The organism is Collinsella aerofaciens (assembly GCF_041537385.1).
In the GTDB taxonomy this organism is placed as follows: Bacteria; Actinomycetota; Coriobacteriia; order Coriobacteriales; family Coriobacteriaceae; genus Collinsella; species Collinsella aerofaciens_BV.
The window spans coordinates 38351-61608 of record NZ_JBGORS010000002.1; the positions used below are offsets into that span (position 1 = coordinate 38351).

Genomic DNA, 23258 nt, shown 5'->3' on the forward strand with positions numbered 1-23258 from the left:
AGCCCTCGATGTTTACTCCGCTTATCACTCATGATTCTGACGGCACTGCATTGGCGGCACCCGTTGATGCCGCACGCCGTAATGGCGCTGCATACAGGACGCGCACGATCGACGACCTTCGCATTAAGGACGATCGCCTGCGTGCCGCCATCAAGGGCACCGGGCACCTGCTGTTTGACGGCGGCATGGGCACCATGCTGCAGGCGGCCGGCATGAAGGCCGGCGCTCTGCCCGAGCTGCTCAACTTTGAGGAGCCCCAGGTCATCACCGATATCCAGCGTCAGTACGTCGAGGCTGGCTGTGACGTGATCACCGCCAACACCTTTGGCGCCAACGCCCACAAGCTCGACGGCGCCGCCACCGTGGCAGATGTCTTTGCCGCCGCCGTCTCCTGCGCCCGCGAGGCCGGCGCCCGCTACGTCGCCGGCGACATCGGCCCCATCGGCGCCCTGCTGCGCCCCCTGGGCACCCTCAGCTTTGACGAGGCCTACGACCTCTTTGCCGAGGAGGTGCGCGCTGGCGTCGCCGCGGGTGTGGACCTCTTTATTATCGAGACCATGACCGACCTTGCCGAGATCAAGGCGGCCGTCCTCGCCTGTCGCGAGAACTCCGACCTGCCCGTCTTTGCCACCATGACCTTTGAGGAAGACGGCCGCACCTTCTTGGGCACGAGCCCCGAGGTCGCCGCCATCACCCTCGACGCCATCGGCGCCGACGTCCTGGGCATCAACTGCAGCCAGGGCCCGGCCGAGCTCCGAGGACTCGCCGCTCGCATGCTCACCGTCACCGACAAGCCCGTTATGGTGCAGGCCAATGCGGGACTGCCCCGCGTGGACGATGACGGCAACACCGTCTTTGATATCCAGGCACCCGAATACGCCGTGGCCGTCGCCGGCATGATCGAGGACGGCGTGAGCGTCGTGGGCGGCTGCTGCGGCACCACGCCGGCGCACATGGCCGCCTTGCGCACCCTCATCGACAACCACACGCCCAGCCCGCGTCACCGCAAGCCCAGCATGTCGGTCACAAGCGCCCAGACCGTGGTGGACCTTCCCTGCGACGGCCACAAGATCGCCGTCATCGGCGAGCGCATCAATCCCACCGGCAAAAAGCGCCTGCAGCAGGCCCTGCGCGACAGCGACCTGGACTACGTCGTAAGCCAGGGCATCAGCCAGCAGGAGCAGGGTGCCGATATCCTGGATGTCAACGTGGGCCTGCCCGAGATCGACGAGGTCAGGATCATCCAGCAGGCCACCGAGCAGCTCCAGGGCTCCACGCTGCTGCCGTTGCAGATCGACTCCACCGATCCCGCGGCCGTCGAGGCCGCCGTGCGCCGCTACGCCGGCAAGCCCATCATCAACTCGGTCAATGGCAAGCAGCAGATCATGGATGAGATCTTTCCGCTGGTCGCCCACTATGGAACCAACGTCGTCGGCCTTACGCTCGACGAAGGCGGCATCCCCGATACCGCCGAGGCCCGCTTTGCCATCGCCGAGCGCATCGTGGCCGAGGCTGCCCGCTACGGCATCGGCCCGGACCGTATCCTCATCGACTGCCTGGTCATGACCGCCTCGACCAACCAGCGCCAGGCCGAACAGATTCTGCGCGCCATGTCCCTGTGCAAGGAGCGCCTGGGCGTCAAATGCGCGCTCGGCGTGTCGAACATCAGCTTTGGCCTGCCTGCCCGCCCGCTGCTGGGCTCGGTCTTTTTGGCCGCCGCGTTTGGCGCGGGCCTGGACGCCCCCATCATGAACCCGGGCTCTAAGCGCTTTATGGACACCGTCTACAGCTATCGCGTGCTGAGCGTTGAGGACGAGGGCTCGACTGGATACATCGAGCGCTACGCCGGCTGGACCGATCCGTACAAGATCGCCGCCAACCCGGCAGCGGCTCAGGCCGCATCGAATGATGCCGCGCCTGCCGCGGGCACCGCCGGCACCGACGGCAACGACGACCCGATTCGTCGCATGGTCGTCTCGGGCCGCAAAGGCGAGATCGCGGCCGAGACCGAACGCCTGCTGGCAGACCACGACGCCATGGACCTCATCAACAATCACTTTATCCCCGCCCTCGACGAGGTTGGCGTCCTCTTTGACCAAGGCAAGTTCTTCTTGCCGCAGCTTATGGCCTCGGCCGAAGCCGCACGCGTGGGCTTCGACACCATCAAGCGCCTGATGCCCGCCGGCGAGATTGCCGACAAGGGCAAGATCTGCGTGGCCACCGTCAAGGGCGACATCCACGACATTGGCAAGAACATCGTCAAAATGCTGCTCGATAACTACGGCTACACCGTCTTTGACCTGGGCCGCGACGTCGATCCGCAGGAGGTACTCAAGACCGTCAAGGAGCGCGATATCAAACTCGTCGGTCTCTCGGCGCTTATGACCACCACCGTCGTCGCCATGGAGGAGACCATCAAGCTGCTCCATGCCGAGGTTCCGGGCGTCAAGATCATCGTGGGTGGCGCCGTGCTCACCCCCGAATACGCCAAGCAGATCGGCGCGGACTACTACGCCAAGGATGCCGCCGAAAGCGCGCGCATCGCCGAAGAGGTCTTTGGGCAGTAACACAACGGAAACAACCGAGCACTAAAACGTGCCGCACGCGCCACTTGGCACGTGCGGCACGTTAGAATAGAAAAGACTATGCTCGTTTTGGCAGATAGGAGCGCAAGGATGGCGATCACGCCCGCAGAAATCGCGGAAACCCGCGGCATGGTTGAGGAGCAGAACCTCGACATCAGGACCATCACCATGGGTGTTTCGCTCATGGGTTGCGGCGACGAGAACCTCGACCGCATGTGCACGAAGATCTACGACCACGTGACGCACACGGCTGAGCACTTGGTCGAGACCGCCGAGAACCTCGAGCGCGAGTACGGTATCCCCATCGTCAACAAGCGCGTCTCCGTCACCCCGGTGGCGCAGATCGCCGCTTGCTGCAAGGATGAGGACCTCACCCCCATCGCGCACGCCCTCGACCGCGCGGCTGAGACCCTCGGCATCGACTACCTGGGCGGCTTCTCCGCGCTCGTCCAGAAGGGCATCGGCGACGCCGACCGTCGCGTCATCCAGTCCATCCCGCAGGCGCTCGCCGCCACCAGCCGTGTCTGCTCCAGCGTCAACGTCGCCAGCCTGCGTGCCGGCATCAACATGGACGCCGTACTCATGGCTGCGCAGACCATCATCGACGCCGCTAAGCTCACGGCAGACGAGGATTCCGTCGGCGCCTCCAAGTTTGTCTGCTTTGCCAACATGGTCGAGGACTCCCCGTTTATGGCGGGCGCTGTCCACGGCGGTGGCGAGGCCGACGCCGTCATCAACGTAGGCGTCTCGGGCCCCGGCGTTATGGCCGCAGCCCTGGAGACGCTGCCCGATTCCGCATCGATGATGGAGGTCGCCGAGAAGATTAAGCAGACCGCCTTTAAGATCACCCGCGCCGGCGAGCTCATGAGCCGCGAGGCCGCCCATCGCCTGGGTGTCGAGAAGGGCATCGTCGACCTGTCGCTGGCGCCTACGCCTGCCATCGGCGACTCCGTTGCCCGCATCCTCGAGATCATCGGCGTGGGCACCTGCGGTGGCCCTGGCACGACCTGCGCGCTCGCCATGCTCAACGATGCCGTCAAGAAGGGCGGCGTCATGGCCAGCTCCAGCGTGGGCGGCCTCTCGGGCGCTTTCATCCCCGTGTCCGAGGACGCCGGCATGATCGCCGCCGTCGAAGCCGGCGCGCTTTCGCTCGAGAAGCTCGAGGCCATGACCTGCGTGTGCTCCGTTGGCCTGGACATGATCGCCATCCCCGGCGACACCCCGGTCGAGACCATCGCCGGCATCATCGCCGACGAGATGGCCATCGGCGTCATCAACAACAAGACCACGGCCGTCCGCGTGATTCCCGCCATCGGCAAGGGCGTGGGCGACTGCGTCGAGTACGGCGGCCTGTTCGGCCGTGCGCCCATCATGCCGGTGAACCCCAACGCCGGCACCGTGCTTGCCCACCGCGGCGGACGCTTCCCGGCACCGCTGAACTCGCTGAAGAACTAGCTGAGGGGTTCGGGCGAGGAGCCCCGGGGAGGGCAAATATATAAGGTCGCCTGCTCGGACAGTCCTGACTCGCACGGAGAGCACATTAAGTGCTCTCCGGCTCGTGCGGAACTCGCGATCGACCTTATATATTTGCCCTCCCCGGGGCTCCCGCACAACGGGACCTCAGTTGGGTTCTATCCCGGTTGCAGTTGCTTCGCTCCTGCACCACTTGGCTGGTGCGGCGGTTTGGCGTTGGAACGGTTCTTTTTCTGATATATGCTGGTTGCGGCTCTTCTTTTGGGAGGAGTCGCTTTTTTGTTGCTAGGAGGTTGGCCCGTGATTGATGGGGATGCTCGCTCTGAGCTTCTTTCTGCTGATTGGAATCAGGAGTGGATGCGTCTGCAAGCTGTTCGGCGGCGGGCTGATGATTCTTTTGAGTGGGATAAAAGGGCTCGGCATTTTCGGCCGTTGGAGACTGCTCCGTATGCCCGGGATTTTATAAAGCTGTTGGCGTTAAAGCCTGGTGAATCCGTGCTGGATATGGGGTGTGGGGCTGGGTCGATTGCTATTCCGCTTGCTCAGGCTGGGCATTCCGTGATTGCTGCCGACTTCTCTCCTGCTATGTTGGGCACGCTTGATGCTGGCATTGAGTACTATGGACTCGAGGATCGCATTACACCGCTTGAACTTGCTTGGGATGATGACTGGGATTTGGTTGGACCGGTCGCGAAAGCGGTAGATGTTGCCTTTGCCAGTCGTTCTGTCACCACGACCAACCTAAAAGGCGCGCTTGCCAAGCTTGATCGAACGGCTCGTCGGCGTTGTGCTGTCACGATGGTCGCCAACTCCAGCCCGCGCTATGACCTGCACCTGATGAACGCCATCGGTGCCTCGGTTACCTGCAGTAATGGCTTTGTGTATGCCTTTAATATCCTCATTCAGATGGGGGCGCTGCCGCAGGTTACATACTTCGAATCGCCCCGTCGCGATACTTTCGATAGCCTTGAGGCGGGCGTGGCGGACTTCTCCCGCATGCTCGAGCACGGTAACGAGGATAAGATCGACCGTCTGCGCGACTACGTCGCTCAGCATATGATTGAGAATCCCCGTGCTGGCGAGCCGGGGTCCAAAGGAGTGCCGCAGGGACGCTATATGCTCGACCATATCCGCAAGGTCCGTTGGGCGTTTATTGCATGGGAGCCGGTCTCTTCGAGCCGTCCATAGACCGCTTTCGGCCGTCGTACACGTCCGCCTGTAACCCGCGCCGTTCTCCCGCTCGGCATCCGCATTCTTTTTGAACTGGGCAAACACGCCCCACACCGCGCCGTTCCTGCGCTATCGTGGGACAGCTCACGTAGATTAAGGCCCCATCGCGGGGCGCCCCATAACATAGAAAGCGAGAACCCATGGCACTGACAGGAGCCCAGGTCAAGCAGCTTCGCAGCATGGCCCATCACCTCAACCCCGCCATCATCATCGGCAAGTCCGACATCAACGAGGGCACCGTCGAGCAGACGGTCGCCTACCTGGAGAAGCACGAGCTCGTTAAGTGCTCCGTACTCGATGGTTCCAGCCTTTCTGCCCGCGAGGCCGCCGAAGATCTCGCCGATCGCTGCCACGCCGAGGTCGTCCAGGTCATCGGCCGCAAGTTCTCGCTGTATCGCGAGTCCTCGCGCAAGGACATCGAGAAGATTAAGCTCGTCTAAGAGCCGACGATCCGGCGAGCCAACATACATCAAGCTTGCGAGCGTCCGAGCAATTCGGGCGCTCATTTTTTATCGCTCGACGAGCACGCGGTTAAGCCTGCCCTCTACCAAGCGCTCGTACAGACGCCGCGTCTCGGGCTCGGGCACGCCATTGACCTGCTCCCTCAGGTGATGCATATGTCCACTGTACAGCTCGACGATATCGCGTCGTCGCCCCGCCGCACCGTAGACGCGCATAGCGCAACGCACCATGTCCTCGCGCGTTGTCTCTTGCCGCAGCCCCGACTCCACCAGCCATACCGCCGACTGTAGGTCGTTTTCTTCTAGGGCGGCATTCGCGCCCCGAATCATGCAGTCGATATACTTCGATTCCATAATGCGCCGCATACGCAAAAAGTAAGTGGGATTACAGCCATTGGGAACATACAACGGGCCGGCGTAGAGCTGCTCGATCTTAAGGCACAGCTCGACCAGATGGGGCCCGCGCGCACCCGTGCGATTTCCCAAAACTTCGCGGCTTATCTGATCAAACAACCGCACGTCGGTCTTGACGTAATCGCCGTTAAGCCCAATGCACTCGTTTTGGATCAGCACACACGACTTGCCGTCCGGTGTCGGCCCCAAGGCCGAACGCAGGCGCGATATCGTCGAGTACAGATTGTTACGAGCGCTATTGAACTCGGCATGGGGCCACAGCTCCATAGCCAGCGTCTCGCGGTCGACCAGTGTATCCATGCCCAGCGCAAGTCGCTCGGCAAGCGTCGCCGCTTTCTTGCGGCGCCACATCTTATCCGTGATGGGAAACCCGTCGCGCTCGGCGCGAAACGCCCCAAACATGCGGATCTCGATATGGCCAATCACATCGACACCCTCGGCATCGCCGGCCTGGAACAGACGCTCGCCTTCGCCCTCAAAGTCGTCACGCAGCGAATACCGCGACAGCTCGCGCACCGGGAGCTTCTTTCGAATTCTAGCAGCCGGCTCACCCAGACAATGCATCGCAAGACGCGCAAACAGCCGATACGACGGATCCAAAATCCCCGGGCGGTTCATGGACATCCAGGCTGCAAGGTCGCTATCGCGGCCCGCGGAGGCCAAATGCAGCGCCACCATCCAAGCCTCGGCACCACCGACCTGCGTCCGACTCAAATCGAGCAGCTCTGCCTCTTCGCGCACCGATACCATCGATGTATTGCGTAAGTACGCCGCGCGCTCTAGCAGCAGCGCGTTGTCGCGTATGTATCCAATCGATTCCTCGGCAAGCCTAAGCACCTGCACCGCACGGAATTTGGCATTGACCGGACGCCCCTCAGCCAACGACTGCCAGCCTTCCAGTATCAAGCCAAACAACTGGACTTGATTGTCACGCACACGCACGGCAAAACGGTCGAGCTCATTGAATGCCTGCTCGTCGGTCACCGGCATGCCGGCAAACAGGCGCCGCGCCGATAACACCATGCGCACCCAGATGGCGAGCGCTCGGATTCCACGCGCTTCAAGTGCCTCGAGCGTCAGAGCCATCTCGTCATCACGCTCGTCAGTCCCCGCATACGACCCATCAAATAGCTCCGTCAACATACGGTCCGCGCGCACAAACGTCCCCGCGATATCGAGCTCACAATCGTAGGCTTTATCCGTTTTGAGCCCCGCGAGGATCTCGCCACCCTTCGCCCGCTCGGTCAGTCCATGCTTTATCTCGACATGTGCGGACAGCATGTCGAGTGCGGCACAAGACGCCTCGCTTTCCAACGCCGTATGGCTTGCCGGAAGCCCCAGACCACTATCTCCATAACAGGCGGCCGTAAACGCGTGCGCCACCTTCCACGACACGGGATTGAGCTCGGAAATCGCTTGTTCGCCCGCACGCTCGATAATTGAGGCCATATACCGCGCAAGCTTTGTATTGGAGACGCTCACCGCCGCCAGATAGATGCCGAGCGCCTCGTCAGGCGTCGGCTCCGAGGCCCGGTCATCTGCCTCGGTCTTTCCCAGCGCCGCGCGGCAGACATCCCCTCCATGCCCCGTCAGGGCCAGATCGACCCCATACTGCCCGGCAAGCTCCAACACCGCACTGCGGTCCAAAAATGCGTCGGCGAGGTCCATCGCGGTATCGCAGCGCCCCGCTTTAATCAATATACGCGCCGCCCGCACAACGAGTTCGGGGCGAATTTCGGCGACCAGCTTGCGCAATCGCAGGCGTGCGTTGTCCTCGGTACCCAAGCAGGTAAAGCGCCGGTCTGCCGGATCAACGCCAAAAATGGGATAATCGCGGACAAGATAGGACTGGTCAATCGCCGAAAGCCTAGCACCGCAAGCCTCGAGCTCCGAAATATTGCCCTCACCCATTAAGACCATCAAGCATGCCACACTAAACAGGGCGTTGTTCTCGAGCGACGCCAGATCAACAAGTACCGCACCGTAGATATTGACGATCTCGTTTTCGAGCATCTGGGCAACGTCTCCCTGCCCGTATAGTCCCGACTGCATAGCCGAGACGAGCTCGGGCACGCCCTGCGTAAGCTGATAGAAGTCGAGCGACGTGCTGATCGAAAACGCCGATGCCCACGCCGAATACTCATAGGCATGCACCTTGAGCATCTGCGCGTTGACTTTAATCGAATCGCCCAGTCCGTGAATCAGCTGACGATTCGAAGGACGGCAGCTCATAAAGACCCCAACCCCCATAGCACGCAGGGTTCGGATTCGGTCGATCAGCTCCTCGGTCTCGCTCTGGCTGAGGTTAGGCACGTTATCGATTGCAATCAGGGAGTGCGGCTTGTCCTTAAGCTCTTCGGTAACGACCTCGAGCTGCATAAACACCTCGCGCCCAATGGCGCGGTCTGCCTCGATGATCCGCACAGGACCTCGCGTCGGATCGCTTTTAACCTCTTGGGCATACTGCAGCAGCACCGAGGTTTTCCCAAAGCCATCAGGCGCGTAGAGGACTACGATGCCGGCCTTTCGGCCCTTGGCGATAAGTTCGTTCATCAAGCGATCGCGTCGCACCATATAGCTACTGCCCAGCGGCATAAGCTCGAGGTCGTCCGTATTGCCCAAATCGTTAACCATGCCCGCTCCTCAACTCGACCACATGGACACCGTAACGCTAGACCATATGTATCGCTAGATGAATAGAGCGATGCTACGGTTTAGGATGTTTGTTGGTACGCAAATGGCAAGTTTTTGTTCAGCGTGGTCCGATTGAAACTTATCCCCAACCAATCAGTCTTTGCGCAGGTCAATGCGCTTGCCAGCTTGTCCCATCCTTTGGCAGTGTACCTTAAATGAGCGCTGTTCAATTGTGTTGCGCAACTCACCTAGCGCCAGCTACCGTCTGCGACCTTTTCATAGCATTTATGCATAGTATCTGTTATGGAATGAATCATGCTGTACCAGACGCACCCGTCAAGTTCGCGGCAAGGTTTTCGTCAAGCACACGGCGTGCGCTCAGCAAAAAGGCCCCCGCAAAGCGGAGGCCTTCGGCAAAGCTATGTCGAGGTGATAGGCTTTCGCTACTCGCAGAGCGAAAGGGCAGCCTCGTCGGCAACGACAACGCAGTTGGTGTGCAGTTGCAGGATCGAGGCAGGGCACTGGGGGGTAACCGGACCATAGCACATATCATGCACGGCCTGTGCCTTAGCCTCGCCGTTGGCGACGACCAGGATCATGCGAGCATACATGATGGTCTGAGTGCCCATGGTGTAGGCCTGACGGGGCACGTCGTCGATGCTGTCGAACAGGCGGCTGTTGGCCTGAATAGTGCTCTCGGTAAGGTCGACACAGTGCGTACCCTTGGAGAAGTGATCATCGGGCTCGTTGAAGCCAATGTGACCGTTGTTGCCGATGCCGAGCAGTTGCAGATCAGGGTAACCGGCAGCAGCGACGATCTTGTCGTACTCAGAGCAGGCAGCGGCAGCGTCGGGATTGGAGCCATCGGGCACATGCGTGTTGTTCAGGTCGATGTTAATGTGATCGAAGAAGTTCTCACGCATAAAGTAGTGGTAGCTCTGGGGATCGTCGTGCGAAAGGCCACGATACTCGTCGAGGTTATAGGTGCTAACCTCGGCAAAGTCGACGTCACCCTTCTTGTACCAAGCGGCGAGCTGCTTGTAGGCGCCAATCGGAGTGGAGCCGGTGGCAAGACCCAACACGCAATCGGGCTTGAGGATAACCTGGGCCGAGATGATATTGGCGGCCTTGCGGCTCATATCCTCGTAGTCTTTAGCTTTAATGATCTTCATTACGCGTCCTTTCTCGTACAAGAGAGGCAAGGCTCCCCTTACAAGCACTTGCCCGCGGCCCGCGTCGGCCGCAACCAACGTGTGCGGCCACCAGGGCGAGGTCGCGTAATGTATGTGTCTCGTGTCTACCCGCGTCGAGGCCCCTGCCCGTCCACGGTGACCCAAAGCTGTTTAGCTTCGGACAAATCCCATCTTGCCACGGAGGGCGCCCTCTTTCAAGGGCGCCCTCCATAAACGTGTTTGAATTGTAGGCTAAAGGCAAAGCGGAGCGACTAGCGCTCGCGAGCGACGATGAGCTGGTCCATCTCCTCGACATGCTCGCCAACGGAGCCTTTGATGCTCGAGAACTCAACGGAGTTGCACACCAAGATGGGAACCGTCACATCGTAGCCCTCGGCAGCAATTGCCTCCCGATCGAACTCGATGAGGACATCGCCCTTATGGACGATGTCACCCACTTGCGCATGTACGGTAAAGTGCTTGCCCTCGAGCTGAACAGTGTCCAAACCAACGTGAATGAGCACATCCAAGCCATCGACCGTGTTGAGCGCAACGGCATGTCCCGTGGGAAAAATGGCCTCGACCTTCGCGTCTGCCGGCGCAATCACGCGCGTGCCCGTAGGCTGAATGGCAACGCCCTGGCCCAAAAGGCCGGTGGCAAACGTCTGATCGTTTACCTCGGAGAGCGGAATGACATCGCCCGAGATGGGAGCATCCAGCGTAAGGACTCGACCACGCATACCAAAAGACCTTAGGACTTTAGTGAACATGATCCCCCTCGGACATACCAATCAACCAAAATAGCTTTAACAGTTTACCACTTGGCACCCGTTTTTGACCATTAGGGAAGTTCGCGCTTGACAACCTCGACGATGTCGTCGACAACGCGCTGGGTCAGTTCGTGCGTCTCGGCCTCGGCCATCACGCGGACCAGCGGCTCGGTACCACTCGGGCGCACCAGAATGCGGCCGCGGCCGTCAAGCTCCTTCTCGGCAGCAGCGACAGCATCCCAGATGGGCTGGCAATCGTCCAGACCAGCCTTGTTGTCGGAATGCACGTTGACGAGTACCTGCGGGTACTTCTTCATGATGCCGGCAAGATCGGTGAGGGTACGACCGGTGCGCTTGAGCACGGCCAGCAGCTGCAGAGCCGTCACCAGGCCATCACCGGTGGTGTTGTGCTCCAGGAAGATGATGTGGCCGGACTGCTCGCCGCCGATGACGGCGCCATCCGCAAGCATGCGCTCAAGAACGTAGCGGTCGCCCACGGCGGTCTGAACCATCTCGAAGCCCTGCTCCTTCATAGCGATGGAGAAGCCAAGGTTGCACATGACGGTCGAGACGATCTCGGAATTGGCGAGCTTGCCACGAGCGGCGAGGTCAGAACCACAGATAGCCAGGATGTAGTCGCCATCGATCTCATTGCCCTCGCTGTCCACAAAGAGCACGCGGTCGGCGTCGCCGTCGTGGGCCAGACCGATATCGGCATGGGTACGCAGCACGAGCTCGCGCAGGGGCTCAAGATGGGTGGAGCCGCACTCGACGTTGATGTCGGTGCCGCAATAATCGGTGTTGATAGCGTGCACCGTGGCACCCAGGCGCTGCAGTGCGGCGGGCGTAGTCTGGCAGGAAGCACCGTGACCGCAGTCGACGGCAACGACCAGGCCGTCGAGCCTCAGGCCATCAAGCGTATCGATGGCGTGGTCGACGTATGCCTTGCGAGCGTCCTTCATCTTGATGATATGGCCCACGCCGGCACCGGTCGGCAGCGTGTCGGCAGCCATGGCTTCCTCGGACATGACCCAGGCGCTGATCTCTTCCTCGACCGCATCGGGAAGCTTCATACCCTTGCGGCTAAAGAACTTGATGCCGTTGAACTCCGGCGGATTATGCGAAGCGGAGATGACGATGCCGCCGTCGAGCTCGTTCTGAACGGTGAGCAACGCCACGGCAGGCGTGGGGATGACGCCGCAGCAGTGCGGACGGCCGCCCTCGGCCATGATGCCGGCGGTCAGAGCGCTCTCGAGCATGGTGCCCGAAAGACGCGTGTCGCGGCCGACGCAGATGTCCGGACCAAGGAACTTGGTCGCCGCGCGGCCCAGGCGAAACGCGAGGTCGCACGAGAGGTCGGCATTGGCGACGCCACGGACGCCGTCGGTACCGAAGATGTTCTGGGGCATAGGATCGCTCCTTCCCTAGCAGGCGATATGCAACCGCCCACCCTAGTCGAAAAAGAAAAGCGGGACCCGCCGAGGAATCGGCAGGCCCCGCTTGTACATTGTATCTCGTAAGGAGATAAAACCTTAGCGCTTGGAGAACTGGGGAGCGCGGCGGGCCTTCTTGAGGCCGTACTTCTTGCGCTCGACCACGCGAGCATCGCGCGTAAGGAAACCGGCCTTCTTGAGGTCAGCACGGTAGTCGCCAGCGTTCAGAAGAGCGCGGGCGATGCCCAGGCGCAGAGCGCCGGACTGACCGGAGATGCCGCCGCCATCGCACAGAGCGATAACGTCGAACTGACCGGCGGTGTCGGTCACCTTGAAGGGAGCAAGGGCGTTCTCAACGAGCTGATGACGGCCGAAATACTGCTCGGCGTCACGCTTGTTGATGGTCACCTTGCCGGTGCCGGGGACGAGACGGACGCGGGCGACGGCGTTCTTACGACGGCCGGTACCCTGGTAGACAACGGTGTTCTCAGCCATCTTTAAGCCTCCAGCTCAATCTTCGTGGGGTTCTGGGCAGCGTGCGGATGCTCGGCACCAGCGTAGACCTTAAGCTTGGTCATCTGGGCACGGCCGAGGGTGGTCTTGGGCAGCATGCCGCGAACGGCGCGCTCGATGACCTTCTCCGGGTGCTTCTCCATAGCCTGGCGGAAGCTCTCAGCCTTGAGGCCGCCGTTGTAGCCGCTGTGGCGATAATAGGTCTTCGTGTCGGCCTTGTTACCGGTAAGCTGGACCTTATCGGCGTTGATGACGACAACGAAGTCGCCACAGTCGCTGTTGGGCGTGAACTGGGGCTTGTTCTTACCGCGCAGGATCATTGCGATCTGGGTGGCAAGACGGCCCAGGACAGCACCATCGGCGTCGACGAGAACCCAGTTGCGCTGGACCTCGCCCTGCTTGGCGTAGTGAGTCGATTTCGAAATCACTTAGACTCCTCCATGTACAGTACGTGTTGTTACAGAGATTCACGGGGCTCTGCAAGTAACCCGTCCATATTACCCCGCTCGCCGTACGAGTCAACAGGTATTTTGGCTCCGACCAGAGTTTCTGCACATGTCATCCACGAGCCGTGATTGTCCAGCTCTTTAGCTGTTGTCATTTTTTGAGGGTTCACCGTCGCTAGCGCTCAACGAACTCTTGGATTTCCGCGAGCAGACGCTTTGCCTCCTGACGGCCCTGGATATACAGGTCCAAAAGCTTTGCCGAATCGTGCTCGACATGGCCGACCTCGACCGGCTTTTGCGGAGCGACGACCAACGCACGGCCCTCGCGCTCATACTTCCACAGGTGCATGCGCTGGATGTTGTAACGGTCGTGGCGCGTCTCGATAGCCTCGAGCAGATAGGGGTAGTCGGCATAACGCGCACGCGCGGCCGGCAAAAACTCGTAGGGCTTTTTCTCATACGAACGGTCCTGCGTGACGATGACGACCGCACGGTCGAAGCCCGCCTCCTCAAGCACGTGCTCGATGGGGACCGAATCGGCCACGCCGCCGTCGACGTATTTGTGCCCGTCAATCTCGACCGGCGGCGTCACCAGCGGCAACGAGGTCGATGCGCGCACGGCATCGAGGTCAAGTACGGCGCTTTTGACCGGGAGGTACGTGGCGGTTCCAAAGAGCATGTCCGTCGCGACGGCGTACATCTCGATGGGGCTCGCGTCGAACGTCTCGTTGTCAAAGGGATCCAGGCGGTCCTGGACATCGTTGAAGATAAAGTCGTAACCCACAATAGAGCCCGTGGACGCAAACGATGCGGCGCCCATGAAGCGGCTATCGTTGCAGAAAGCCAGGTTGATGCGGTTGGCGCGGCCAATCTGGTGCGACTTGTAGTTCACGCCGTTGAGGGCGCCGGCCGATACACCGTAGACAGCCGGAATCTCGACGCCAGCCTCCATGAGAACGTCGAGCACGCCCGCGGTAAACTGCCCGCGAAAACTGCCGCCCTCCAAGACGAGCGCGACCTTGCCGGCGTTCTTTGCCTTATCTTCTGCAGTCATATTGACCTCCTGCGATTGCGTTTTGGCCTTCTTCTACCCAGTTTTGGAATGGAGGGCGCATGGGTTTTGGAGCAGAGTTCGATTCTCCGCGGTACGGGGCTTGCATTGAAGCGGGGCATGGCAAGCGGAAATACCATCGGCAGCACATCCGTTTTGGGTTGAGGCTTTGCGCGGAGAATCCGCGTATTTGCTTCGCAAATCCGCACCGGCTTCGGCCGCCTGCCGGCGTCCTCGCCCGCTCGCTACAAACGCTTCGCGTTTGCTTAACGCTCGCGCCCTGCATAGAGTTCGATTCTCCGCGGTTTGGGGTTCCGTTGATGCGGCGCATGGCAGGCTGAGATTCGATAACATCGCATCTATATAGGGTTGGGGCTTTGCGCGGAGAATCCGCGTGTTCGCTTCGCGAACCCGCACCGGCTTCGGCCGCCTGCCGGCGTCCTCGCCCGCGGGCTAAAAACGCTTACGCGTTTTCTTTACGCCCGCGCCCTGCATAGAGTTCGATTCTCCGCGGTATCTATAAGTAATAAAAAAGCAGGTAGAGACACTTCTCTACCTGCTTGTTACTTTTGGTGGAGGCGCGGAGAATCGAACTCCGGTCCACGAAAGCCCCCTGATTGGCATCTCCAAGCTCAGTCGCTGGTTTAGTCTCGGACGCTTTGCGCGCAGCGACACGCTCGCGACGTCCTAACCGGTTCGGTCTTAGCCCGCGCCATACCGATTACGTGCGCAGGAGCATTCCCCTAAAATGACGTCGCGCCGGTGTCGGGGAAATCACCGGGTTGACGCGCCGCTATAAATTAAGCAGCGAGAGCCATAGGCTCAAAAGAAGAGTTGTTGTCAATTCAATTTGACGGTACCCCTGTTTAACGAGGCGAGGAGACCTCGGCTTGCTTCCTCTCTCAGAGCTATCGTGTCGAAACCAGTCGCCCCCGAATGTCGGGAAAGTCTGGATGGTATCGGGCCTGCAAACACCCGATAACCGTCGACTTTTCAAGGAACATGCGGGGCAAGCCCCGCTTGTGGAGTGTTATCTTACCACGTTCTGAAAGCGGACAGCTGTTCTATGCACGAGCTGTGAAGACCCCAATGTGCGCCACACTTCGCACTTTTGCTACCGATCGCGTCACGTATATTTTCGCCAAGCAAAATTGACCCGTCGAAAGGACCGTTATGGATACCAAGCAGCAACTCGTCAATGCCCTCGCAGGCCTGGGCTCAACCATTACCGAAGCTATGGATGTCATCGAAGGCTTTGTCCCCTGCGGACATCCCGCCCTCACGGTATCGAACGCACTCGTCGCGCTGGACGCTGACGATGATGCAACTCTCGCCCAGCAGCTTGAGACCGTCGAGGGCTTTATCGACCACGTGAGTGAGAACCGAGGCGTGTCCGCCTACCACGACATCGAGGTCGAGCTCGCGGGCCCCAAAGCCGATCTGCTCGCAGCAATCCGCGAGGTAGGCGCCCTTATGCAGACCGCAGGCGTCAAAAACACCCAGGTCAACGAGTGGGTCTACCGCAGCCTGGCAGCACTCGACAGTTCCGACGAAAAGGCAGCCGAGCAGCTCACAGAAAGTGCTGCCATTAAGGCCGAGCTTTTGTAAATAGCAGACGCGGGCCCCTTGGCGCATCGTCGTCCAAGAGGCCCGCAAACAGTTCGCGTCAACCGATAGCCGCGCCGCCGCGTTCAGCCAAAGCCAGAATCGGCATCATTTGGCGCGGGGTCTTTGCTGCAAGATCGGCATGTTCGAGCAGCTTACGATCATTGGTCACCAAGTAATCGACCTGCGCGCGCTTGCACGCGGCGAGCACCAAGTTGTCCTCGTAATCGCGATGGAGCGCTAAGTATTTGTCAGCCAGCCAAAGGTCCGACGCATCTGCACCCACAGCCGTGGCGTTTTCGGTCATGTTCCGAACAAACGCCAGCGCCGCATCGCCAATTGCACGGGCAGACGCCTCGTCGAGCGCTCCCCCGCTGGCAAGAACGCTACGCTTCAGCTCGTGTTGGACAACGTACAGCACGTCCTTGGCGAGATGCACCGGAAAGAACAACGTTGCGCCCGATTCCGTCGCCCGCCCAATAAACGCACGCGCGGCAAGCGACTCGGCATGGTCGACGCAAAACGAATCGACCCATACGTTGGCATCCACCATTATTTTGAGGGGAGCTCCGCTCACAGGATCATCCCCTTTTGGCGATAGCGCTCGTCCATGGCTTCGGAATAGATTGCGTCCCAATCGCGATCGTCGGATGTAGACGATGTATCGACACCCAGGTCCGCGTAAAGCTGATCCGCCGCCGCCCAGGAAGCAGCAAACGGCGATTCTAACACGGCACCCCGCTGTCGGTCGTTAACGGCCTCGAGGATTTCCTCGCACGAACCGCCGCCCTGCGCAACCTTGGCCACGACCTTTTTGATGAGTTCGGGCAGCGTTCCGCCCGAAAGCCGCAGCGCCTCCTCGGCGCGTTCTTTAACCGAGCGATCTACGCGAACATTTACCTGCGCCATGCTGCCAGCAACGCTCATATCGATCACGCTCCTCTCGCCTGCTATCATTGCTAGCATCACTATATAGGGCTGATAGCACACGGTCAAACGCAAAAAAGCCCGCGCCCGGACGACGGCAATGCCGCCCGGGCGCGGGCCATAAACTCAAGCAAAAATGCTAGCGCAGATATGCCTTCGCATTGCTCAGGCTGTAGGCAATCGTTGAGCCGTTGTGCAGCAGTGACGACGCCTGCGGAGTAATCATGCCGGTAATACCCAATGCCAACAGCGCCGAGTTGGTGAGCATCACCTTGGAATATGAACTCGTCAGACGGTCGATAAGCCCCTGACTCATACGGCGCAGGCGCACGATTGCGGCCAGATCCGTATCGGTCAGAATGATATCGGCGACCTCCTTGGCGATGTCGCTTCCGCCGCCCATGGCCAGCCCCACGTCGGCCAAACCGAGCGCCGGCGAATCGTTGACGCCGTCGCCCACCATGGCAACGTGGCGCCCCTCGCCCTTAATGCGCTCCACATAGGCGTACTTGTCCTCGGGCAGCAGCTCGGCCTTAAACTCGTCGACACCTGCCTCGCGAGCAATGCGCTCGGCCGTGCGTTCAGAATCGCCCGTGAGCATAACGACATGTTTGACGCCCAGCGCATGCAGGTCGGCGATGGCTTCACGGACCCCGGGCTTGAGCGGATCCTCGATGCCGAGCACGCCCACGACCGTGCCGTCGACCGCCAGGTACAGCGGCGACAAGCCCTGCATCTGGGACTCGATGCGCTCCTTGATGTCGGATTCGAGCTGTGCGCCCTCGTCATCGAACACAAAGTGAGCGGAACCGATGATGGCGCGACGCCCTTCAATGGACGAAGCGATACCGTGCGCCACGATGTACTCGACGGCGGCATGGCGTTCACGATGCTCGAGCCCACGCTCGCGGGCGGCGTTGACCACGGCACGCGCCACCGGATGCGGGAAATGCTCCTCCAAGCAAGCGGAAAGGCGCAGGACCTCGTCCTCGCTCCAGCCATCGGTCGTGAGCACGCAAGCTAGGCGCGGCTGCGCCTCGGTGAGCGTGCCGGTCTTATCAAACACAATGGTGTCGGCCTTGGCAAACGACTCAAAGTACTTGGCGCCCTTGACCATGACGCCCATCTTGGCAGCGTCGCTCATGGCAGTCATGACGGCGACGGAACCCGTGAGCTTGAGTGCACACGAGTAGTCGACCATCAGCGCCGCCGAGGTCTTGATAAGGCTGCGCGTGGTGAGCGCAACCAAGCCCGCGAGCAGGAAGTTCCACGGAACGATCTTGTTGGCGAGGTCCTCCATATGCGACTGACCCTCGGACTTGAGCGAATCGGCCGTCTGCACGAGCGAGACGATTGAGCGCAGTTTGGTTTGCGCCGTATTGGCGCGCACACGCACCAAGATGCTGCCGTCTTCCACGACGGTGCCGGCGAACACGTCGTCGCCCACGCTGCGCTCGACGGCCAACGGCTCGCCGGTCAGGGTCGCCTGGTTGACCATAGCGCTCCCCTGCTCGACAACACCGTCGATGCAAATGGACATGCCGGTGCGCACGGCGACCAAATCGCCGGGTTCAAGCTCGGTCGCGGCAACGCTTACCTCGGTGTCGCCGACGACTTTTTGCGCCTTGTCGGGCACATCGAGCAGCGAGTTGATGAGCTCGTTTTCGCTCATGGCGCGGGTGTAGTCCTCGAGCAGCTCGCCCACGTTGAGCAGGAACATCGTCTGGCCCGCGGTGTCGACATCACGCTTGACGAACGAAATGCCGATGGCCGAAGCGTCGAGCACAGGAACGGTCAGGCGCGGCTGTGCCAGCTCATGAAGGGCGGCGCGCAAAAATGCCATGTAACCGGCCACGACAAACACCGCACGCAGAGGCGTCGGCAAGAACCAGCGGCGCGCGTAGTGGGCGCCGATAAGTGTGGCAAGATCCATGACGAGTTTGTGCTTGCGCGGCTCGAGTTGCATCACGTAGCCCGACTTGGCATCGGCGATAGCTTGAGCATCGAGTGCGCCTAGGGCGTCAAGCACGCTTGCGCGGCGCGGCTCGTCGTACTCCAGCGCCATCTGGCCAATGCGGGCATACACGCGCACCTTGTGCACGCCATCGATGTCGCCACCAAGCTTAAGAAGTGCATCGAGATCGCTCTCTGGCACAGGACCCGCCAATTGAAGACGGGTCCTGCCGGGGATCTCGCTAATAATCGAGAATCTCATAGTTTGTGCCTGGGAGCGTTACTCGGCTGCCTCGTCAGCAGCGGCCTCGCTCTGGGTGATGTAGGCCGCCTCGGCAACCATGTCGTCGACATTGGCCTTGGCCTGCTCGACCATGTCCTGGTAGCAGTTCTTGACGCGCATACCGCACGCGATACCCTGCACGCAGGCATTCTTTACCGGAGCGCTGGTGAGCAGCTTGATGCCAGCCGTGCCAAGCAGAAAACCGCCACCGACAAGCAGGGTATTGAACGTCGACTTCTTCATGTTGCTTCTCCCTTTTGCCGCATTGGACGCGGCACGGTGCCTCAGCACCCGAGTAAACAAGTTTGCTCGAGCACACTTTTGGAAAATAGTTTAGTTTATCTAACTATTAAGGTCAACAAAGGTTAACTTTTTGGAAATCTTGAGGCACGATATGACCAAAGGACCGTCCCTGCGCCACATCCACAAAAAAATGAGGGCGCCAACAGCGCCCTCATTCACCAAATTCCATTCAGCCCACCTGACCCGAACGGCCGAGTCGTTGAAGAACCCGGGAGCCCCGGCAGGGCGGGTGCTTGCTCAAAATGAGTTCCCTTCAAAACAATGGGCGCGCCAACGGCGCGCCCATTCACTCTATTCCATTCAGCCCGCCTGACCCGAACGGCCGAGTCGTCACGGAACCGAGGGGCCGGGCGCAGGGCCTTGCCTCTCAATGAGTTCCGCACGAACAGGAGGCGCCAGTGGCGCCTCCGTCGTGAGTCAGGACTGTCCGAAATTGAGAGGCAAGGCCCTGCGCCCGGCCCCTCGGTTCCCGCCTACGAGAGCGACGTTCTCAGCAACTCGTTGAAGAGCTTCGGGTTGCCCTTGCCGCGGCTCGCCTTCATGCACTGACCCACCAAAAAGCCGATGACCTTCTGGTTGCCGTCACGATACTGTTGCGCCTGATCGGCACAGTTAGCCAGCACCTCGTCCACGATCGGCTGCAACGCGCCGGCATCGCTCACCTGACGCATACCGCGCTCGTCGACAATCTTATTGGGATCGTCACCGGTCTGGGCCATAGCCTCAAAGACCTCATGCGCCTGGTTGGAGCTGATGGCATCGGTCGCCAGCAGCTTGGCGAGAGCCGCCACCTGAGCCGGCGCAATGCCGGACTCGGCGAGCGACACACCCGCGCCCTTAAGGTAGGCGATCATCTCGTTCACCAGCAGGTTTGCGACCGTCTGGGCCTCCTTGCCAGCCATACCGGCAGCGGCCGCCTCAAAGAACTCGGCAAACTCGGGGTCGCCGGCAATCTGCTCGGCATCGGCCGTCTTAATGCCAAAGTCGGCCTCAAAACGGGCGCGCTTGGCATCGGGCAGCTCGGGGATCTCGCCACGGCAGCGGTCGATGAACTCGTCGTCCAGGTCGAACGGCGCCAGATCGGGATCGGGGAACAGACGATAGTCGTCGGCCGTCTCCTTTACACGCATGACCACGGTGCGCTTGCGGCTGGGCTCCCAATGGCGGGTCTCCTGGTAGATAATGCCGCCCTCCTCGAGCACCTCGGCCTGGCGGCAAATCTCGTAGGCAAGGCCGTCATGCAGGCTCTTAAACGAGTTGAGGTTCTTGAGCTCGGTCTTGGTGCCCAGCTTGGTCTCGCCGCGGCGGCGCAGCGAAACGTTGCCGTCGCAGCGCATGGAACCCTTCTCCATGGAGCAGTCCGAAATGCCCAGTGTCACAAAAATGCGACGGAGCTTCTCCATAAACAGGCGAGCCTCCTCGGGCGTGCGCAGGTCGGGCTCGGTGACGAGCTCAATCAGCGGCGTGCCGCAGCGGTTGTAGTCGACGAGCGACTCGGCCGCGGCGGTAATGCGGCCCTCGGCGCCACCCACGTGGACCATCTTGGCGGCATCCTCCTCCATGTGGATGCGCAGGATGCGAATGGGCACCGTGTAGGAACCGTCCTCGCGACGCTCGGGCATCTGCAGGTTGGACGCATCGTAGCTGGCCAGATGGCCGGCACGCTGGTTGCCCTCGCGCATGGTCGACGTCATGGACGTGGACAGGCCCTCGGCGTTGGCCGAGGCGCTCGCCAGGCTCTGGGCCTCGGCCTCGCCAAACGCGCAGTCGGGGCGCTCGGCGGCACCGCGGCCGGTCACGTCCAGGTCCAGATGGCCGTACATGGCAAAAGCGACCGGACCCTGCGTGGTCTGGAAGTTCTTGGCCATATCGGGATAGAAGTAGTGCTTGCGGTAGAACATCGAGTGGCGCTGGATCTCGCAGTTGGTGGCGAGACCGGCCTTGACGATGCTCTCGATGGCGCGCTTGTTGGGCACCGGCAGGGCGCCGGGCAGTCCCAGGCACACCGGGCACACGTTGGCGTTGGGCTCGTCATCGTGGCTGAGCTTGCAGTTGCAGAACATCTTGGTATCGAGTGCGGTGAGCTCGGTATGGATCTCCAGGCCGATCACGGCCTCCCAATCCTGCAGAACCTCGGAAAGCTCCTTCATTACAGCTCGCCTCCCTTCCCGGCAAAATCGGGCGCGACGGAAAGCGCGGGCGCACCCGTGGCAGCATCGGCAAAGCCGCGCTCCAAGGCGCGGGCAAACGTGAGCAGCTGACGGTCCTTAAAGGCAGGTCCCACCAGCTGGGCAGAAACGGGCAGCTTGGTGTCCTCGCCCAGGCCCAGCGGCACCGAGATACCGCCGTTGCCGCAAATGTTGAGCGAGATGGTGTACAGGTCGGAGAGGTACATCTGCGTGGGGTCGCTGATCTCGCCAAACTTAAAGGCCGTGCGCGGCGAGGCGGGCATGAGGATGGTGTCCACCTTGGCATACGCGGCGTCGTAGTCCTGCGTGATGAGCGTGCGGGCCTTTTGCGCAGCGTAGTAGTACTTGTCGTACACGCCCGAGCTCAGCAGGTAGGCGCCGAGCATCTGGCGGCGCTTGGCCTCGGCGCCAAAGCCGTGGGCGCGCGACAGCGAGCTCTGGTCGGACAGGTTGGCGCAGCCCTCCTCCTGGTAGCCGTAGCGAATGCCGTCGAAGCGAGCCAGGTTGGAGAACGCCTCGGCCGGGCCGATGACGTAGTAGGCGGCGATAGCGGCGTCCAGGTGCGGCAGGTCGACCTCGACCAGCTCGGCGCCCTGGTTCTGCAGCTCCTGGGCGGCGCGCTGAACAGCGGCCTTGACCTCGGGCGTCAGACCCTCGGCCTCCATAAACGCGGGGATGATACCCACGCGCTTGCCCTCGATGCTGTCGTTGAGATGCTCGGTAAAGTCGACGGCGCAATCCTGGCTGGTGCAGTCGTACGGATCGTGGCCCGCGCCGGTAAGCGCGTTCATGGCCAGCGCGACATCCTCGACCGTGCGGCCAAAGGGGCCCACCTGGTCGAGCGACGAGCCAAAAGCAACCACGCCGTAACGGCTCACGGCGCCATACGTGGGCTTAAAGCCCACCACGCCGCACAGCGACGCCGGCTGGCGAATGGAGCCGCCGGTGTCCGAGCCCAGCGAGAGCGCGACTTCGCCCGCGGCGACGGCGGCAGCAGAACCGCCCGAAGAGCCGCCGGGCACGCGCTCGGTATCCCAGGGGTTGTTGGTACGGTGGAACGCCGAGCTCTCGGTAGAGCTACCAAAGGCGAACTCGTCCATGTTGACCTTACCCATGGGCAGGCAGCCGGCGTCGAGCATGCGCTGGACGCAGGTGGCGGTGTAGACGCTCTGGTAGTCCCCGAGCATACGGGACGCACAGGTGGTGCGCGTGCCCACGAGGTTCATGTTGTCCTTGATGGCCAGCGGCACGCCCGCAAGCGGGGGCAGCGGCTTGCCTGCGGCACGGTCGGCATCCACGCGCGCAGCGGCCTCGAGCGCAAGCTCGGGCGCCACCTGCAGGAATGCCTGGACCCCGCCCTCGCGCGCCTCGATGGCGGCAAGGGAGGCCTGGGCCACCTCGGTAGCGGTAAAGTCGCCGGCGGCAACGCCCGCGGCGATCTGGGCGGCGGTAAGGGAATCGAAGCTCTGCGCCATTACTCGCTCTCCCCCTCTCCCAAAATGGACGGCACGCGGAAGTAGCGGTCGCGCGCGCTGCCGGCGTTTTCAAGCGCGACGTCGAGCGGCAGGTCGCGCTCGGGCTCGCGCAGGTCGTCGCCCATCACGTTGGACAGGCTTCCGATAGGATGGAACGTGGGCTCCACGTCGGGCAAGTCATATTGCAAGACGGGCTCGAGCATCTGGACGGCGTCGTTCATGTAGGACGTCATCTGGGTGAGCTCGTCATCGGTCAGTGCGATCTTTGCGTACTCGGCGATGCCGCGCACGTCTTTCTCGCTGAGTGCCATAGGCGCTCCCTTCCGCATAACAGTTAAACC

At 61.3% G+C, this 23258-nt stretch carries 19 protein-coding genes and 1 other RNA gene; 5 read left to right on the plus strand and 15 right to left on the minus strand.

Annotation, left to right across the window (positions count from 1 at the left end; translation table 11 throughout):
- Positions 1–8 precede the first annotated feature (8 nt).
- The 4 genes from ACEG18_RS03635 (at position 9) to ACEG18_RS03650 (ending at position 5728) form a co-directional block, all read left to right on the plus strand.
- On the plus strand, positions 9–2567 hold the full coding sequence (locus tag ACEG18_RS03635) for a homocysteine S-methyltransferase family protein (protein WP_372541275.1): 2559 nt from the start codon (positions 9–11) through the stop codon (positions 2565–2567).
- Positions 2568–2675: 108 nt separating this feature from the next.
- Positions 2676–4040 carry a PFL family protein gene (locus tag ACEG18_RS03640; protein WP_372541276.1) on the plus strand — a complete coding sequence of 455 codons (1365 nt, stop codon included), beginning with the start codon at positions 2676–2678 and terminating at the stop codon, positions 4038–4040.
- A gap of 375 nt (positions 4041–4415) precedes the next feature.
- Positions 4416–5246: a methyltransferase domain-containing protein gene (locus ACEG18_RS03645; protein ID WP_372541595.1), complete on the plus strand. Its 831-nt coding sequence runs from the start codon at positions 4416–4418 to the stop codon at positions 5244–5246.
- 182 nt (positions 5247–5428) lie between these two features.
- Positions 5429–5728, plus strand: coding sequence for a YhbY family RNA-binding protein (locus tag ACEG18_RS03650; protein WP_117786383.1), 300 nt, complete (start codon positions 5429–5431; stop codon positions 5726–5728).
- Positions 5729–5797: 69 nt separating this feature from the next.
- Here ACEG18_RS03650 and ACEG18_RS03655 read toward each other — a convergent pair whose 3' ends face one another.
- The 8 genes from ACEG18_RS03655 to ssrA all read right to left on the minus strand — a co-directional run bounded on the left by ACEG18_RS03655 (position 5798) and on the right by ssrA (position 15116).
- Positions 5798–8797: an AfsR/SARP family transcriptional regulator gene (locus ACEG18_RS03655; RefSeq protein ID WP_372541277.1), complete on the minus strand. Its 3000-nt coding sequence runs from the start codon at positions 8795–8797 to the stop codon at positions 5798–5800.
- A 443-nt stretch (positions 8798–9240) separates the two neighbouring features.
- Positions 9241–9969, minus strand: coding sequence for a glucosamine-6-phosphate deaminase (nagB, locus tag ACEG18_RS03660; RefSeq protein WP_372541278.1), 729 nt, complete (start codon positions 9967–9969; stop codon positions 9241–9243).
- A gap of 272 nt (positions 9970–10241) precedes the next feature.
- Positions 10242–10709 carry a PTS sugar transporter subunit IIA gene (locus ACEG18_RS03665; protein WP_320676340.1) on the minus strand — a complete coding sequence of 156 codons (468 nt, stop codon included), beginning with the start codon at positions 10707–10709 and terminating at the stop codon, positions 10242–10244.
- A gap of 101 nt (positions 10710–10810) precedes the next feature.
- Positions 10811–12148, minus strand: coding sequence for a phosphoglucosamine mutase (gene glmM, locus ACEG18_RS03670; protein ID WP_055251011.1), 1338 nt, complete (start codon positions 12146–12148; stop codon positions 10811–10813).
- Between the two features lie 123 nt (positions 12149–12271).
- Positions 12272–12667, minus strand: a complete 396-nt coding sequence (gene rpsI, locus ACEG18_RS03675; RefSeq protein WP_022094634.1) for a 30S ribosomal protein S9 — start codon at positions 12665–12667, stop codon at positions 12272–12274.
- A 2-nt stretch (positions 12668–12669) separates the two neighbouring features.
- Positions 12670–13113 carry a 50S ribosomal protein L13 gene (rplM, locus tag ACEG18_RS03680; protein ID WP_022094635.1) on the minus strand — a complete coding sequence of 148 codons (444 nt, stop codon included), beginning with the start codon at positions 13111–13113 and terminating at the stop codon, positions 12670–12672.
- A gap of 193 nt (positions 13114–13306) precedes the next feature.
- Positions 13307–14185, minus strand: coding sequence for a patatin-like phospholipase family protein (locus tag ACEG18_RS03685; RefSeq protein ID WP_148346525.1), 879 nt, complete (start codon positions 14183–14185; stop codon positions 13307–13309).
- Positions 14186–14752: 567 nt separating this feature from the next.
- Positions 14753–15116, minus strand: a transfer-messenger RNA (tmRNA) gene (gene ssrA / locus ACEG18_RS03690).
- A gap of 239 nt (positions 15117–15355) precedes the next feature.
- Here ssrA and ACEG18_RS03695 point away from each other — a divergent pair.
- Positions 15356–15790, plus strand: coding sequence for a hypothetical protein (locus ACEG18_RS03695; protein ID WP_372541280.1), 435 nt, complete (start codon positions 15356–15358; stop codon positions 15788–15790).
- A 58-nt stretch (positions 15791–15848) separates the two neighbouring features.
- Here the strand turns inward: ACEG18_RS03695 and ACEG18_RS03700 are convergent, their stop codons facing one another.
- The 7 genes from ACEG18_RS03700 to gatC form a co-directional block, all read right to left on the minus strand.
- Positions 15849–16364 (minus strand): type II toxin-antitoxin system VapC family toxin, encoded by a 516-nt coding sequence (locus ACEG18_RS03700; RefSeq protein ID WP_372541281.1) that lies wholly within the window; start codon positions 16362–16364, stop codon positions 15849–15851.
- Positions 16361–16714: a hypothetical protein gene (locus ACEG18_RS03705; RefSeq protein WP_372541283.1), complete on the minus strand. Its 354-nt coding sequence runs from the start codon at positions 16712–16714 to the stop codon at positions 16361–16363. Before ACEG18_RS03705 ends, ACEG18_RS03700 begins: the two co-directional genes overlap by 4 nt.
- 139 nt (positions 16715–16853) lie before the next feature.
- Positions 16854–18869, minus strand: a complete 2016-nt coding sequence (locus tag ACEG18_RS03710) for a heavy metal translocating P-type ATPase (protein ID WP_372541284.1) — start codon at positions 18867–18869, stop codon at positions 16854–16856.
- Positions 18870–18947: 78 nt separating this feature from the next.
- Positions 18948–19193: a DUF6110 family protein gene (locus ACEG18_RS03715; RefSeq protein WP_022094642.1), complete on the minus strand. Its 246-nt coding sequence runs from the start codon at positions 19191–19193 to the stop codon at positions 18948–18950.
- Between the two features lie 533 nt (positions 19194–19726).
- Positions 19727–21403 (minus strand): Asp-tRNA(Asn)/Glu-tRNA(Gln) amidotransferase subunit GatB, encoded by a 1677-nt coding sequence (gatB, locus tag ACEG18_RS03720; protein WP_117637992.1) that lies wholly within the window; start codon positions 21401–21403, stop codon positions 19727–19729.
- On the minus strand, positions 21403–22917 hold the full coding sequence (gatA, locus tag ACEG18_RS03725) for an Asp-tRNA(Asn)/Glu-tRNA(Gln) amidotransferase subunit GatA (protein ID WP_372541286.1): 1515 nt from the start codon (positions 22915–22917) through the stop codon (positions 21403–21405). Before gatA ends, gatB begins: the two co-directional genes overlap by 1 nt.
- A complete protein-coding gene (gatC, locus tag ACEG18_RS03730) occupies positions 22917–23228 on the minus strand; it encodes an Asp-tRNA(Asn)/Glu-tRNA(Gln) amidotransferase subunit GatC (RefSeq protein ID WP_055250987.1) in 312 nt (103 codons plus the stop codon). Before gatC ends, gatA begins: the two co-directional genes overlap by 1 nt.
- Positions 23229–23258 lie beyond the last annotated feature (30 nt).

Excerpts from the sequence above, each read along its gene's own strand:
- ACEG18_RS03685 (WP_148346525.1), bottom strand. The coding sequence starts at position 14,185 with ATGACTGCAGAAGATAAGGCAAAGAACGCCGGCAAGGTCGCGCTCGTC.
- rpsI (WP_022094634.1), bottom strand. The coding sequence starts at position 12,667 with ATGGCTGAGAACACCGTTGTCTACCAGGGTACCGGCCGTCGTAAGAAC.
- ACEG18_RS03705 (WP_372541283.1), bottom strand. The coding sequence starts at position 16,714 with ATGAGCGTTGCTGGCAGCATGGCGCAGGTAAATGTTCGCGTAGATCGC.
- ACEG18_RS03640 (WP_372541276.1), top strand. The coding sequence starts at position 2,676 with ATGGCGATCACGCCCGCAGAAATCGCGGAAACCCGCGGCATGGTTGAG.
- ACEG18_RS03665 (WP_320676340.1), bottom strand. The coding sequence starts at position 10,709 with ATGCGTGGTCGAGTCCTTACGCTGGATGCTCCCATCTCGGGCGATGTC.
- ACEG18_RS03650 (WP_117786383.1), top strand. The coding sequence starts at position 5,429 with ATGGCACTGACAGGAGCCCAGGTCAAGCAGCTTCGCAGCATGGCCCAT.
- ACEG18_RS03635 (WP_372541275.1), top strand. The coding sequence starts at position 9 with ATGTTTACTCCGCTTATCACTCATGATTCTGACGGCACTGCATTGGCG.
- gatA (WP_372541286.1), bottom strand. The coding sequence starts at position 22,917 with ATGGCGCAGAGCTTCGATTCCCTTACCGCCGCCCAGATCGCCGCGGGC.
- glmM (WP_055251011.1), bottom strand. The coding sequence starts at position 12,148 with ATGCCCCAGAACATCTTCGGTACCGACGGCGTCCGTGGCGTCGCCAAT.
- ACEG18_RS03655 (WP_372541277.1), bottom strand. The coding sequence starts at position 8,797 with ATGGTTAACGATTTGGGCAATACGGACGACCTCGAGCTTATGCCGCTG.
- nagB (WP_372541278.1), bottom strand. The coding sequence starts at position 9,969 with ATGAAGATCATTAAAGCTAAAGACTACGAGGATATGAGCCGCAAGGCC.
- ACEG18_RS03695 (WP_372541280.1), top strand. The coding sequence starts at position 15,356 with ATGGATACCAAGCAGCAACTCGTCAATGCCCTCGCAGGCCTGGGCTCA.
- ACEG18_RS03645 (WP_372541595.1), top strand. The coding sequence starts at position 4,416 with ATGCGTCTGCAAGCTGTTCGGCGGCGGGCTGATGATTCTTTTGAGTGG.
- gatC (WP_055250987.1), bottom strand. The coding sequence starts at position 23,228 with ATGGCACTCAGCGAGAAAGACGTGCGCGGCATCGCCGAGTACGCAAAG.
- ACEG18_RS03715 (WP_022094642.1), bottom strand. The coding sequence starts at position 19,193 with ATGAAGAAGTCGACGTTCAATACCCTGCTTGTCGGTGGCGGTTTTCTG.
- gatB (WP_117637992.1), bottom strand. The coding sequence starts at position 21,403 with ATGAAGGAGCTTTCCGAGGTTCTGCAGGATTGGGAGGCCGTGATCGGC.